We start from the raw sequence: 15,124 nt of genomic DNA on the forward strand, positions 1-15,124 counted from the left end.
GTATTTATTACGTACAATGCAACATTTCGTTTCAAAATCTTAAAATTATATTTGAAAGCCAGAGGAATTGCAAGAAATTAAATCTAATTTTATGTATAAGAACCATTTTAAAGTAATTTTTTGTCTGTTTTGAAAATTGTATTGTTTCTTTGTCCTGTACATCGAATTCTCTCCCATGCTAAATCCAAGGAAGTCTGAAGTGTAAATTCAGCAACATGCAAACAGGAAAAAACACCCCCTGACAAGTCAGGAGGTGTTCATTGATTGCTTTATTGCAGAAATTGTTGAACTGCTTGATTAACCAGTTTGCCGTCCGCTTTGCCTTTAACTTTCGGCATAAGGGCCGCCATGACTTTCCCCATCTCGGCTTTCGAAGAAGCACCGGTTTCCTGGATGGTCTGCTGTACAATAACTTTAATTTCTTCTTCGGTAAGCTGTGCGGGAAGGTACTGACCAATTATATCAATTTCCGCTTTTGCATTTGCCGCGAGTTCTTCACGGCCCGCTTTGTCAAATTCTTGGAGGGCATCTTTGCGCTGTTTGATTTCACGACTCAGGATATCAAGCACTTCGTTGTCATCCAAAGTTCTTTTCAAATCTATTTCAAGATTCTTGATCGTCGAACGAATCAACCGAATGGTGGAGAGCTTGAACTTGTCCTTGCTCTTCATCGCTTGCTTCATATCTTCGTTCAATCGTTCGCTAAGATTCATGTTGTTCAAATCCTCCTAAAACTTTCTCTTACGAGCAGCCTCGGACTTTTTCTTGCGCTTTACGCTTGGCTTCTCATAATGCTTACGTTTCTTCACCTCAGCCAAGACGCCATCTTTAGCGATGGAACGTTTAAAGCGACGAAGTGCAGCATCAATAGTCTCGTTTTTGCGAACTTTAGTTTCAGACACCAGTTTTCCCTCCCTCCGACCAGACCGTCCAAGAGCAATAACACGGTTCATCACCTTTCATTATAGGCGAAAGGTAATAAAGGTGTCAACCTTAACGTAATGATCACTTTATTTATGCGAATCACAGTGCTTCTTTTTTCACCACCCAAGAGGAGATGTAGAGCACAGGATCCATTATGATTTGTGTGAATCCGATAGGCTTGTCAGCGCACCGAGTCTGGTGCCTCCAAGCAGATGATAGTGCAGGTGATGGACGGTTTGTTCCCCATCTTTGCCGCAGTTATTAATCAAACGATAACCGGACTCATCAACCCCAAGGCGTTTCGCTGCTTCCTGTGCTGCCAGATGAACCTCACCAATCAGTGCTATATCATCTGCTGTCACATCATTCATGGAAGCAATATGTTTTTTCGGAATAACGAGGACATGTGTCGGTGCAGCGGGCTGGATGTCGTGAAAGACAACCACATGTTCATTCTCCAAAACTTTATTGGAGGGAATGCTGCCCTCTACAATTTTGCAAAACAAGCAATCCATTGTTCATACCCTCCTTTGATTTGAAGATTTATGTATGCCTCTCTATCATACCGTAAGTGAAAAGTGACGTCCAATCTCACATGAAAAATAGTTACACTCATTAAGCTAGCCCACGCTAGCATGCCATTAAACACCCCGTACAATTCTCATTCTCACTTCGTTGATGAATAGCATAAAAAAGACCTTTCTACATCCAGGTAGGCAGCAGCATGTTGCCAGGATGAGAAGGGTCCTTATGATTGTTTAAAATCCTAATCCGACTTCAGTCCTTCATTAATAGTATGGCAGCAGTGTTAATGCAGTCAGCCCGATCAATGGAAGCACCAGTCTGTTAAAACGTCTGCGACCGTAACCATAGTATGGATAAGGATAGGGATATGGATACGGGTAACCGTAACCCGGATAAAATCCACGAGCATGAGATGCAGGATAACCTGCTCCCGGCATCGCGTTTGGTCCCCAATTTGCATGATGCGCAGCTTCAGGACCGACAGGCACTGCCAAATAAATCATGTCGTCATCCACATTTTCCATAATACCGTCATAATGACTTCCATCCTTCATCTGTACACATACATAACGATGAATGTGTTCCTTACAGATCTTCTTCGCTTCCAACTTCTCCACTTCGGTACGCCTCCCTTATCGTGCTTCATCACCCTTTCATGGTATTCAGATCTGGGCGAATTGACACTAAAGGAACAGAGCAAAAAAAGAAGCACCCCATGAGCGGATTTCGAATGAAATCAGCTGCCGCGGACGTCTGAGCGGGAAGCTTCCTGATCAAACGTCCGCCGGGGTACTTTACATAAGGTATGTCGGCTTGACTGTAGTATAACAGCTGGTTGAACCTGTATCTGTGAGGTAACTCACTCCAATTCACAAGGTTCAACTTAAATATCGTCTTGTTTTGCAGTGGAAGCAGTCAATGCTCTATTCTCCTGCTGTTAAAGTCAGATAGCTTTATTAGCTTTCGGAGCAGGCAAACAAAATCTGTCTATCAAAGACTCTCCAATACTACCCGGGAACCACCTCCTGCTTCGCTCGCAGGAATAACAACCAGTTTGCGCGGCAGACGAGCCCGCAGTTCCGGTACGTGGCTGATGACCCCGACAGCCAAACGGTCATCATGCAATTTCTCCAGTGATGTAATGACCGTGTCCAGCAGATCCGGGTCCAATGTTCCAAACCCTTCATCCAGGAAGAAGAATTGAAGCGGGTACTGGCCGCGCAGCTGAATCTGTGCGGACAAGGCGAGTGCCAGAGACAACGAGGTCAAGAAGGTCTCTCCACCGGATAAAGTGGATACCGGACGTTTAACTCCGCCGTTGGCATCATCACAGATGACAAATCCACCGCCCGAATCCACCTCGAGTGAATAGCGCTGCTTCGTAAGAAAACGCAAACGCTGCGACGCAGCTTGGCTAACCTGCATGAGCTGCTCTTCTGCAATATACTCTACAAATGCATTGCCTCTGAAGGCTGCCTGCAGTTTGCTGAGCTGCTCTCCGTGATGACTCACTTCTACCCGTTTGTTCTCCAATTCGGTCCAGCGAACGTGACGCTGCTGAACATCTTCCAGATCCCGTTCTGCACGCGCCTTGGCACTTAGTGCAGCTTCATCCTCGGCCCGTCGTAACTTCAGACGTTCTGTGCAGGCTAGCCACTGCTCTTCGGACACTTCTGCACCACCCAGCTTTTGCTCCAGTTCACGCAGCTGGGAAACCAGCTCTCGTTCCCTTTCACGATGATGCTGAATCTCTGCTGCCAGTCGCTCAGCCTTGTCTGCAGGAATCGCTGCCTCCAGAACGGCTTGTTCAGAGTCAAATGGAGATTGATCAAGCAATTGCTGCCAGCGTGCCTGCGCCTGCTCCAAATGCTCCGATGCTGAAGTTAGGGCCTGTCTGGCCATGACGTCTTTCTTGGCAGACTCCTGTTTCAGGTTGTCCGCTTCCTTGAATCGTCTGGCCGAGTCGGCTGCTGCTTTTCGCAGCCCATCCAGCTGTGACTGCGTGACAGCGATGAGCTCTTCTACACGTTGCTCGCCCACCCACTGGCGCAATCGTTCTTCCTTCTCGGCCAGCTGTTTACGGTTTCCCTGCCACTCGGTTTGCCACTGGATCAGCTGTTTTTCCAATTCAACCAGCTTTTGTTGGAGGGACTGTACGGACTGTTCCTTTTCTTCCAAAAACGTGACACTCTTGTTCAGCCGTTCCTTGATGTCTTCGGCACGTGCATCGCGTTCCTGCATCGCCTGATGAAGGGCGACAGCCTCCTCTGGGGCGATGCCAGGCAGTTCTGAGGCCCAGCGGCCTTGCAATGCAGCCGCTGCTGCCTCGCTCTCGGCCAGCTTGCGCTCCGCCTGGACGAGACCGGCACGGCCAGCCTCCTGCGCGGCTGCCGTCTCCATGCGGTGCTGCTGCGCACCCACAGCCGCCTGCTGCAGCGCGGCGGCTTGCGCCTGCACTTGCGTCGCGGCGTCAGCCAGCGCACGCGCGGTCTCGCGCAGCGCAGCGGCACGCGTCGCCCAGTCCGCAGGTGAGTGCCCGTGTGCGGGCGAACCTGCGGGCTCTTGCTCCGCTGCCGCAGGCGCGGCCTCGGCTGCGGCCGGTGCTTCGCCGGCCGCGGCGCCAAGCTGCGTCAGCAGGCTGCGACGTTCATGCAGCTGCTGGCGCAGCCCGAAGCGCAGCTCCTGCAGCTCTGCCTGCAGGCTGCGCAGCAGTTCCAGGTCCGCATCGCCTGCGTGCGGACCTTCTCCCGGCGGCGCAGCCGGGAGCGGGTGGTGTGCGGAGCCGCACACCGGGCATGGCTCGCCATCGCGCAGCTCGGCGCGCAAGGCGGAGGAGAGCCGGTGCAGCTCCTGCTCGCGCATCGAGCCGCGCAGCTGCTCCTCCGCCCCGGCCAGCAGGCTTTGTTCACGGCCGATGCCCTGCTCACAGGCAAGCATGGCCTCCAAACCCGCCAACGCCTGTTCAATCAGCAGCTTCCGCTGTTCTTCCAGGCGTTCCTCTTCGCCTATTGCCGCCTGAAGTTTGCTTTCTGCCAAATTGGAAGACTGCTTGTACGTCTCCATCTCGGCCTGATTTTGACGCAGCTGTTCTGCTGCCGTATCCAGTCGATGTCGAAGCTCCAGCGCAGCTTGTAGTTGTCTCCGCTCCTCTGACTTGACTTCATTTGGCTTCAGACTTTCCTGCAATTCTTCCCGCCGTTTTCGTCCACGCTGCTGCAGTTCCTTTTCCTTCTCCAGCTGCTGGCCATGAACTTCCTGCTCCGCCTGTCCTTTCTCCAGAAGCTGCTTCAAACGTGCGCTGTCCTCCTGAAGACTGTCTCGTTCCCGCTGCAGCTCTTTGGCCTGTTCCAACTGCTCCAGCCGAAGCAGCAGCTTGGGTTCGCCCTCAGCCAGCTGTACACGTGCCGTTTCGGCCTTTTCTGCTTCAAGCACGGATAATCGTTCGTGTTCCACGGCTTGTTCATGTGCAGCTAAGGCTGCAGTTTGTCGAAGCTTCTGCTGGGTAACTGCATCCCGCATCGTCTGAAGTGCGGGCAATATGGCATCTGCTGAGCTCGACTGTTTCAAGCGCTGCTCCCCGGTTTCGATTTGCGGTTCGAGAGCTTTGAGCTTATGTTGTTCATCCAGACGCATCTGGCGTTCATGACTTAATTCACGTATTTTACCCAGCTGTTCCGCTTCCTTCGCAGCCTCATCCAGTGTCTGACGGGAGAGCTCCGCATGCTTCACGGCCTCCTGCAGAAGACGTTTGGTTTCTTCCAGCGTTTCTTGACTTGCATTGCCAAGGCCCTGCTGCTCTGCCAAGAGCGCTTGATGAACCATATCGTTATCCTTCACGCGCCGGCTGAGCTTAATGGCCAGCTGATCCCCGTACTTTTCCAAATGGAACAGCCGCTGCAGCATTTGGCGTCGTTCACTGCCTTTCAGCGATAGAAACTCAGCGAATTTCCCTTGAGGAAGCACTACGGCCCGCGTAAAATCATCCATTTTGAGCCCGATCACTTCTTCCACACAGCGGTTCACATCGGCTAGCTTGTCAGCGAGCACCTGTTCCTCCCCGTTTACGGTCTCAATAAATTTGCTGATCGTATTGCTTACCGATATTTCGTTATTCCGCTTAAAACGCCGTTCCACCCGAAATCTTCGCGCTCCTTCAGCTGACGACAGTTCGAAGGTAAAGGCGACTGCGAGGGCATCCTCAGCATGATTCATAATCCCCTGAGTTCCGTTAACCGCCCGCTCCACCTTTCCGTACATGGCAAGAGTAATGGCATCCAGCAGCGAAGACTTTCCGCTGCCCGTTGGACCGAAGATACCGAATAATCCGGTTTCGGTCAGTACCGTAAAATCAATCTCCTGAGCTTCACGATAACTTTGCAATCCGGCCACTTTTAATAAAATCGGCTTCATCTTCCTTCGACCTCCTCACGCACGCCTGGCTCGTCCTCATCCACCAGCTCAAGGAACAACTGTACCAAACTGTCCTCCGGCTGTGCCCCGCCCGTCTGACGCTGGTAGAACTTGCGGAACAATTCATGCACAGGCAGCTCGGAACGCTGCTCCAGCAATCCGGCAGCAGCCATCTCCGGATACACCGGACGAATATGAATAATGCCATCATGTGACTTGCGCAGCTGCTGGATCTCTTTGAGTGACATGGCATCGTCCAGCCATACTTCCATATCAATGAATGCTTGGGCGTCTCTTCCCTCTTCCAACCAGCGATACACCTCGGCCAGACCTCCGCGTGCCTTCCAGCGCACAAGTGGACGTCCACAGGATAACAGCACTTCTTCTATCTTCGGAGTTCCGCCTGGCGCCAAATCGACCATCGTTACGGATTTGCTCTGTCCCGCTTCCGAGAAGCTGTAGGCCAGCGGTGATCCGCTGTACCGGATCACGCCGTCCCCCTTCACAGCCTGAGCGCGATGTAGGTGTCCGAGTGCTGTATATTGGGCACCGATCGAGAGTGAGGATGGATCTACGGTATAAGCCCCGCCCACCTGTATTGGGCGCTCCGAATCGCTTTCAACCCCGCCCAGCACATAAATGTGACTCATCGCCAAATTCACCGTATCCGGACCAAATGAGTTAGCCAGACGCTGCATGAGCATGCCAACCCGGCGGCTATAAGCTTGACGAAGCACGTTTTCATCACCATCCGTAGCGAGAACTTCATTGAGCCTTGCCTCTGAAGGATAGGGCAGAGCAGCAATCTTGGCAGTCTCGCCTGTTCTAGTCGCATGAATAGTCACCGCTTCCGCCGTCGGCATACCCACAAGTGTAATCCCCTGTCTATTTACAAGTGGTGTCACAGAGGCTACTCGTTCCGGCTGATCATGGTTACCTGCAATGACTACTAGTGGTCTTCCCCGCTCCGTAAGCCTGGCCGCCGCCTCGTAAAACAGCTGCTCTGCCGAAGCAGGAGGATTGACCGAGTCATATACGTCACCAGCCATCAACACGGCATCAGCCTGCTGCTCATCTGCCAGTCTAACAAGTTCATCGACGAAATCCTCCTGCTCACGCAGCCTGCTTCTTCCTTCCAACGTTTTTCCCAAATGCCAATCCCCGGTGTGTAAAATACGCATATTCCGTTCATCCCCTCTCCCTACAAAAACATAATCATAAGAGCGCCTAGACCCAATATTGGCCTCTCATTCCTGAATGGCACTAGCCAATGCGGAAACAAAGGGGACAACATCGTTTCCAAGAAACCGATTCGTCCCCTTCGTGACTTTCATCGTTCATCGCAAGCACATATAGCGAATGTATCTTCCGTTTCCAAGCTGCTCCTTTAAAGTTCTACAGCATGTCCACCATCAAAGAAGTACAGCCACTTCCGATCTACCTTGCGTCCCAAAATATCTTCAATCGCCCGGCCATACAGCTCCAGCTGAAAACGATAGTTTCTGGTCAATTCGTTTAATCCTCCGCGATGTTCCAGTACCCGGTCGGTTTTGTAATCCAGCAGCGTAAGCTCACCGTCCACCTCGTAGAGGCAATCAATGATCCCCTGCACAAGTACGGTTTCATTCTCGAGCGAGGCCTGTAGTCCGCCGTCTTCATCCAGGGATTGCATTCCCGCATTCGATGACAGATGCTGCATCCAATCGGCGGGAGAATGCTCTGCTGGAAGTCCATAGATAAAAGGAATCTCCCGTTTTACCCAGTCAGCACGCAGCAGCTCGGTGCCTGGTTCCGTCTGAAAGAATTGAGCCAAATGTTCAGGTTCAATCACTTCGGCCTGATGAGGCAGCAAAATCTGAAGTGTAGTCAGTCTTGCAAGCGTCTGTTCTACAATCGCGGCATCCACTTTCGTTCCATCCAATGGTAAATGCTGCATCAGCGTATGATAAACGGTCCCCCGCTCTGCCCCCGTCAACTGCTTTTCTTCCATAAACTTCGGGCGACGCAAATGTAATTTGAAGGAATGCTCATTCGAGCCATCCGCCCGACCATGATGAGTCTCACTGACCTTATGTTCGGACGGCGGGATTTCGAGAACCTCCGAATCCTCCATTTGTCTCTCCAGCTCCTCCATCACTTGGAGAGGTTGATGGTCCTGTATGGCAAGCATTGTCTTTAACTCTGAGACGGACGTGCTTGCGGCCACCTGGGTTGCCGTTTCATATGGATACGTCCATGATAGGCGCCGCTCTACGTTTTGTATCCATTCGGTTTCCGTTGCGCCCCCGTCAACCTTCACATTATCTCGTGATGGCTCATCTGACAAATCTCGATCCATCTCGCCATGGATTGTGGCGGGGTATAAAATCACCGGTTTCACTGCTTGTAGAGCTTTCATTCGTTCTTGGCGTGCTTCTGCCAACTCGTCTTCCTCACCATGTTTTGAATCCACAAAGGTCTCTCTCGATACCCAATCGGCAGACATGACAGAAATGCTCCAGCATGATTCATCATCCATCAGACAAGCAGCGTAGGAGTCTTGTACACCAGCCAGTTCGCGTAATGGAGCGGCCGATGGATGGCGAATTAGAGATGGTCCGATCCAGTCCAGATAACTTCGTCCTGCCGCGAGCAGGTAATCCGGCAGAATCAGTTCCGAGCTGTCTTTGATCTGTGACCACGCGGCTGCCTTTTTGGCAGCATCCTTAACCGTCCCAACCAGAATCATTTTCTCCTTGGGCCGAGTCAGTGCAACATACAGTACCCGCATCTCCTCAGCCAGCAGCTCAAACTGGGCTCTGCGTCGAATGGCTAAATTAGCCAGTGTGGGATAAGCCACCCTATTTTCCCGATCTACAAATCTCGGACCAAATCCAAGCTCCTTGTGCATCAAGAATGGTGCATTCAGATCCTGCTGATTGAACATTTTGGAGATGCCTGCCACAAACACAACCGGAAACTCCAACCCTTTACTCCGGTGAATGGTCATGATTCGGACCGCATTGTCCTGTTCGCCCGATCCCGCCACTGTTCCCAAATCCCCACCATTCTCACGAAGTCTGGAGACATAGGTCAAAAAGCGGAACAACCCCCGATTCGACGTCGATTCTTCATATTGACGCGCACGGTCATACAGGGCTTTCAGGTTGCTTTGACGCTGTATACCTCCCGGAAGACCACCTACCCAGTCCAAATATCCAGTCTCCCTGTATATACGCCAAATGAGTTCACTTAGACTGCCTTGACGTGCCTCAAGCCGCCATTGCTGCAACTGGCCCATAAAATGAATTAATTTCTGCTTTAATTCTGATCCTGCATAGGCTGAGTGCTCTCCTGGATCATGATAACCATCCTTTTCGATACCCTCATTCAGAGATTGCTGCTCGAGTACCGAGGACTCTGCTGTAACAGCAGCCTCTTGCTTGGCCTGTTCCAGTTCTGACCAGAATTCCGGCCATTGCATCTGTACTGCAGACGAATCATCATTGGTCACTTGTTCGATCTGAGCAGCAGTTACAACTGCATCATAGAAAGACTGCCTTTTATCCCCCAGACGGATTTGTGCCAAATCCTCTTCATTTAATCCCACAATCGGTGAACGAAGGACTGAAGCGAGCGGAATATCCTGTCGTGGGTTGTCCACGATCTGAAGCAGGGATAACATGATCTCCACTTCCGTTGCCTGAAAATAACCCTTGCTCTGCTCCCCTCCGGCCGGAATTCCCTGCTGCCTGAATTCTTCGATCATTAACGGAGCCCACATCAAGGCAGAGCGCAGCAGGATGACAATATCGCCGTAACGAGCAGGACGCATTGTTTTTAACGCCTTATCATACACATTCAGCGCAGGCTGATCGGTATCGCCAACGATCTCCCGAATGCGCCGAGCCATAGCGCGTGCTTCCAGTTGAGCCGTTTCCAGTTCGGCACTTTCCAGTTCAGCCGACGCCAGGTGATCTCCATTTTCATCTATACTCTCACCCAGATCCGGGCCTCCTCCTTGTCGATCAATCAGAAGCAGTTCCGGTGTGTATGCCTCATCTCCCTCAGTTTCTGGTGGAAACGAAGCTCCGTAGGCAAGCCGGGCCCGTTCGTCATAAGCGATCTCAGCTACGCCCTCATTCATGAGCTGCCGGAACAGCATATTTACCGAATGAACAACCTCAGCACGACTGCGGAAGTTACGTGCCAGGTCAATGCGTCTGCCTGCACGCAACGTGCTTCCTTCTCCTTCAATGCTTTGGGTGCCAGAGCTGTATTGACGATATTTATTGAGAAATAGTCCCGGTTCAGCCAAGCGGAAACGATAAATACTCTGTTTCACATCTCCTACCATAAAGCGATTACCCGGATTCTCCCTGGATATTAGCTTTACGATATCTTCCTGAACGGTATTGGTATCCTGATATTCATCCAGCAGCACTTCATCGAAACGCGCTCTATATTCCATTGCTGCATCTGAAGGCATGGAGAGCTCTGGCGTGGAATCCTCATGACGCAAAATGTGAAGGCAATAATGCTCCAGATCGCTAAAATCAACCTGTCCACGTTCTTGTTTGGCCAGCTTGTAACGTTCGCCGAACTCACTTACAAGTTTGGACAGCTCCTGCATGAGCGGAGCCGCCTGCTCCAGCTCCTGCCAGAAGGAAAATGCACTCCGGCCAAAGAGCGAGCCTTTCAGATCGGTGACTGCCTTTTTTGCAGCCTCCCGAAGTTCCTTCACTTGTTCCTGCAGCGCCGGATCGGTTTGATCCTTTTTGCAGGGTTTCAGCTTGCCAAAAGCTGCGGGCTGAAATACTTCAGGCAGTCTCTCCCATGGCATAACCTCCACAGCAGACAGGAGCTCCTCCACCATGCCCAGATCTTCCTTTAAGGTATCCGCGTACGGTTTTGGCCCTTCCGGCTGCAACGCAATGCCAATCCCCTGACGCAAGAGCCCCGCTGCACCGCTCAGGGTAAGTGCGGCATCACGTAGAATGCTCTGTACCCATGCTGAATGACCAAGAGCCTCTACACTTTCCACTTGAAATGCAGACGCCATTTCCGCGAGCCAGTGATCCGGCCAGGAGTGACTGCGCGAGAAATCATACAGGCGCTGCACAAGCCGGTGCATGGCATCATCGTTCCGTTCACCGCTGAACCAGTCCACAAGCTCACGGAATGTACTGCCTTCGCCTTCTTCCCCGTATTTATCTTCAAACAGCTCTTCCAGGAGCTCTTGACGCAGCATTTCGGCTTCATTCTCGTTCAATATCCGAAAAGCCGGATTAAGCGGTATTTGCTGATAGTAACGGCGGATGACTTCCATACAAAATGAATGCAGCGTTGTAATTGAAGCTCGCCCAAGCAGCGATAACTGTTTGCGCAAATGCTCTTCCTCAGGCTCTTCCTCGAGTGCACGTTCAAGTGCTTCCCGAATACGCTGCTTCATCTCAGCAGCAGCCGCCTTCGTAAAGGTAGCCACCAACAATCGGTCCACGCTGAAGCCAAGAGAAGGATCGGCTATTTTACGAATAATCCGTTCGACCAACACAGCTGTTTTACCCGACCCCGCTGCTGCTGCAACAAGAATGTCTTCACCACTCTGGGAAATTGCACTCCACTGGTCATCGCTCCAGAAGCTGCCTTCCGGTTTTGGCATATTCGTCATGACGTCTCCCCTCCCTTGTTGTGTGACAGCATGTCCCAGATTTGCTGTTTGCCCGGTTTGGACAACAGATTATATTCATTGCCTTCAATATTCTCATCAAATTGACAGACAGGTTTAAACGGACAGAATGTGCATGCAACCTCCTGCTGAATGCGGTAAGGCTCTATGGCCACATCCCCATCCGTAATGCGGGTCCCGATCTCCCGGATATTGCCTCGAACCGATGCGAGCAGCGTGTCCCACTGGTCTGGCGTAGCTACCGCTGCGCTGCTGTAGAAGCTGCCGTCCGCCTTGAGTGCAACAGGAATGATGGCCGAGTAGCCTTTATCCAGTGTGTTATCCATCTGTGCGATGGCATCACGATCTGCCAAAAGCAAACCCTTCATTTTGAAGCGTTTCAGCAATTCCTGTCCCGCTTGTTCTGAGCTCATGCCGTTTGCAGATTGCAGCAATGGGTTATGCACATGGAAATACAGTGTTCCTCCAGGCATTGCCGATTCTCCCAGCCACTCTTCGGCAGCACTAAGCAGTACTTCCAGATACGTAAGCATCTGCAGGGACAGTCCGTAGTACACTTCATGCAATTTGAGATCCGTCTGGCTTGATTTATAGTCAATAACCCGAAGCAAAAGTCCATTTTCTCCCTCGGCCACATCAACCCGGTCAATCCGGCCCACAATCTCCATCACACACCCGTTCTCCAGTTCGAAACGAAGCGGCGGCAAGGGTTTGCCAGGCCCAAAGTCCAGCTCCAGACCGATAGGTTCAAAACTCCCCCGTCTGGATTGCTCACCCAAAATGACCGAAGCCCGGCTTACAATATCCTTCAGTTTGCGGAAAATGTAGCCGTAACGCTTCGTGCTCAGCAGAATCTCGCCCTGAAGCTGAGGGGCAATCTGATCTACCGTTTGCTCCGCTTCCTTGCGGCATTGTTCCGGAGAGAGGCTGCCCCAGCTGCGGTTCTCTTCACGCAGTCGTATCGCCAGCTGACTCAGCGCAGCATGGAACAGCTGCCCAATGTCCGGAGCTTGAAGACGATATAGCTGACGCTCTTTCAATCGCAGCCCGTGCGAGGCAAAATGGGAGAATGGACATGCCACGAATCGCTCCATTCGCGAAACACTTGTCCGCACCTCCGTGCCATACAATCGGCGGCTTGTCGAAGTACGAAGAGGCAATGCCCGATTGCGATAAAAGATGGAGCCCAGCAATCGTTCCAGCTGAGGTCTGAGGCTCTCATTGGAGCAGTGCCAGTTGTAGACCGACCACCAGAGTTCAGGAATCTCTTCACCCCTGCGCCATCTGCGGAGCTGCCCAATCAGAACGGACAGACTCTGCTCTGGATGAATAACGTAAGGCCAATGAGCTTCTTCCAAACCCGTTACTGGCGGCTGTGCAAGAAGTGGCACTTCATTCAATCCGAACATCTTGCGTACATGTCTCACAATTTCCGAAGGCAAAAGCGTTTTGCCCTCATCATCAGCCACAGGGTAACTCAACCACAACTGCTTACTTGCAGCAGTCAAGGCGGTATAGATCAGGAAACGCTCGTCCAGCATTTGTCTTGTTGTTCCAGGTCCGAGACCGAGACCTCTCTCGGTCAGCAGCTCCCGCTCCTGCTCCGTTAACACGCCATCTTCCTGCGGCACAGCCGGCAGTTCACCATCAACGGCTCCCAGAATGAATACATATTGGATATCCTGCAGCCGCGTCCGGTCCATGGAACCGACCAGCACCTGATCCAGCGCCGGCGGAACAAGTCCTAGCTTCAGCTCAGTTAACCCCGTCTCCATCAGGCCTGCAAACAGATCGATGTCCAGTCGTTCGGCTCCCATCATATCCACCATCTGGTCCAGCAGATCCAGGACAGCTCCCCACATCTGACGATGTTCCCGCGAACGCTCCGGGTCGCCCTGAGCGGTTGCCTCAGCCGACATCATTTCGAGTTTCCAGGGAATTTCTGCGTCTTCCAGCAGTCCATATAGTGCAGCACACTGTTCTCTTGCCGTCTTGGCCTTGATCATGCGCTTCTCAAACACAGCCATCGGATCCGTAATGACCGTTCGGCATTTTTCCATCAGCGACAGCATTTGTTCCCGCCCTCGGCTTCGAGCGTCCTGTCCATTGTCTTCCAGAGACAGACTCGGGACGTATTTCCAAGGCTTGCCGTCGGTCCAGCGGTATCCGTGAATTCCACACGCGAGTATATAATTTTCGAGCTGGTCCATATCTTCACGAGTGATGGAACCATCACGAGGAAGCAGCAGATCCGTTTTGACACAGCGAAATACATCTTCGTAACGCCAGCGGCGACGAACAACATCAATTGCAGAACGAATGAATTCGGACAGCGGATGATGAAGCTCACTTCTTCTGCGATCCAGGAAAACGGGCACGTCATAGTCCCTGAATAGGGGCTCGGCAATATCGGCATAGGCATCCAGCTGACGAACGAGTACGGCCATGTTCCGATAACGCACGCCTTCCTCCTGAGCCAACCTGCGCATTTCCCGCAGTGCACCTTCCATCTCAGCCCTGCGATTTTCGGCTGCGTATAACTTCACGCCCGCATCGCGGCCATCACTTCTCCAACGAATGCGTCGGTCGAACCCAGACTCCAGATGAGCCAGACCAGGGCTGTGCTCATATCTTGGCAAAACATCCGGCTGCAGCACCATCGTTTCGCTCATGACTCCCAGATCCTCAGCCATACCCTTGAGCCGCGCATATGCGCTCGCTGTTGGATGGAACAGATCCAATTCGCTAGGCAGTGCCCCGTGATCATATGGCCGATCCAGGGTCAACGTAATGGTTACTGAAGAGGACTGAAGCATCAGTCTTCCAATTACGCTCATTTCCTGTGGTGTAAAGCCCTGAAAACCGTCAATCCAGATTTGTGCATCCTGAAGAAGCTCACTCTCTGCCAAACGTTCGTTCAGTTCTGTCAGCGTGTCTTCATCATCGATGTAGAGTTCCGTCAGTTCCTGTTCATAATCTCGATATATAAGAAGCAAATCATGTAACTTGTCACCCAGGATCGGTGCTGAAGAAGACGTATTCCAATTAGAAAGGCCTTCTTCCAACAAGCCGGGATCTAGTTCATAACGCTTAAACTCACTGTACAAATCATTTAAATGCCCTATAAAGCCCAATTGATTGCCCGAAGCGCCAAAAAGCTTCAGCTCTTCCTTGCGCCGCTGAAGTACTTTATAAAGCAGCATCTTTTTCCCTTCGGCTCCGATTGGAATCCGCGCAGAACCACCCGCTTCCTGCATGATACGATAGGCTAATCGGCGAAAACCCAATACTTCTGCACGCATAGTGCCTTTGATCGCGCCAGAAGAAACCAGAGCCTGCTCGGTGCGAAACGAGCTTTGTTCCGGAACCAACCATATGAGTGGTTTGCCTTGAGGTTCCTTTTGAAGCAAAGACGTAATTTCCCGGGTAATCAGCGTCGTCTTGCCGCTGCCTGCCCGGCCAATAATAAAGCTTACAGACATGTCTAATCCTCCAAACCATCACGAACAAGATTTTAATTCCCAGTATAACATATCTGACCTGGTTCGGAACATACGTTTGCCACAATCCGGTAATGGCAAATGATTTCCTGTAACA

At 51.7% G+C, this 15,124-nt stretch carries 8 protein-coding genes; all 8 read right to left on the reverse strand.

Annotated features, from left to right (window positions below; translation table 11 throughout):
- Window positions 1-269: 269 nt before the first annotated feature.
- The 8 genes from F4V51_RS20850 to addB all read right to left on the reverse strand — a co-directional run bounded on the left by F4V51_RS20850 (window position 270) and on the right by addB (window position 15,009).
- A complete protein-coding gene (locus F4V51_RS20850; RefSeq protein WP_095289878.1) occupies window positions 270-713 on the reverse strand; it encodes a GatB/YqeY domain-containing protein in 444 nt (147 codons plus the stop codon).
- A 15-nt stretch (window positions 714-728) separates the two neighbouring features.
- On the reverse strand, window positions 729-902 hold the full coding sequence (gene rpsU / locus F4V51_RS20855) for a 30S ribosomal protein S21 (protein ID WP_005547957.1): 174 nt from the start codon (window positions 900-902) through the stop codon (window positions 729-731).
- A 174-nt stretch (window positions 903-1,076) separates the two neighbouring features.
- On the reverse strand, window positions 1,077-1,439 hold the full coding sequence (locus F4V51_RS20860; protein ID WP_095289876.1) for a histidine triad nucleotide-binding protein: 363 nt from the start codon (window positions 1,437-1,439) through the stop codon (window positions 1,077-1,079).
- Window positions 1,440-1,712: 273 nt separating this feature from the next.
- Window positions 1,713-2,066, reverse strand: a complete 354-nt coding sequence (locus F4V51_RS20865) for a hypothetical protein (RefSeq protein ID WP_095289874.1) — start codon at window positions 2,064-2,066, stop codon at window positions 1,713-1,715.
- A 373-nt stretch (window positions 2,067-2,439) separates the two neighbouring features.
- Window positions 2,440-5,859, reverse strand: coding sequence for an AAA family ATPase (locus F4V51_RS20870; RefSeq protein ID WP_153979461.1), 3,420 nt, complete (start codon window positions 5,857-5,859; stop codon window positions 2,440-2,442).
- Window positions 5,856-7,040, reverse strand: coding sequence for an exonuclease SbcCD subunit D (locus F4V51_RS20875; RefSeq protein WP_153979462.1), 1,185 nt, complete (start codon window positions 7,038-7,040; stop codon window positions 5,856-5,858). Before F4V51_RS20875 ends, F4V51_RS20870 begins: the two co-directional genes overlap by 4 nt.
- 206 nt (window positions 7,041-7,246) lie before the next feature.
- Window positions 7,247-11,509, reverse strand: coding sequence for a helicase-exonuclease AddAB subunit AddA (addA, locus tag F4V51_RS20880; protein ID WP_153979463.1), 4,263 nt, complete (start codon window positions 11,507-11,509; stop codon window positions 7,247-7,249).
- Complete coding sequence (gene addB, locus F4V51_RS20885) at window positions 11,506-15,009, reverse strand: helicase-exonuclease AddAB subunit AddB (RefSeq protein ID WP_153979464.1); 3,504 nt, start codon at window positions 15,007-15,009, stop codon at window positions 11,506-11,508. Before addB ends, addA begins: the two co-directional genes overlap by 4 nt.
- Between the last annotated feature and the right edge of the window lie 115 nt (window positions 15,010-15,124).

Source organism: Paenibacillus xylanilyticus (genome assembly GCF_009664365.1).
In the GTDB taxonomy this organism is placed as follows: Bacteria; Bacillota; Bacilli; order Paenibacillales; family Paenibacillaceae; genus Paenibacillus; species Paenibacillus xylanilyticus_A.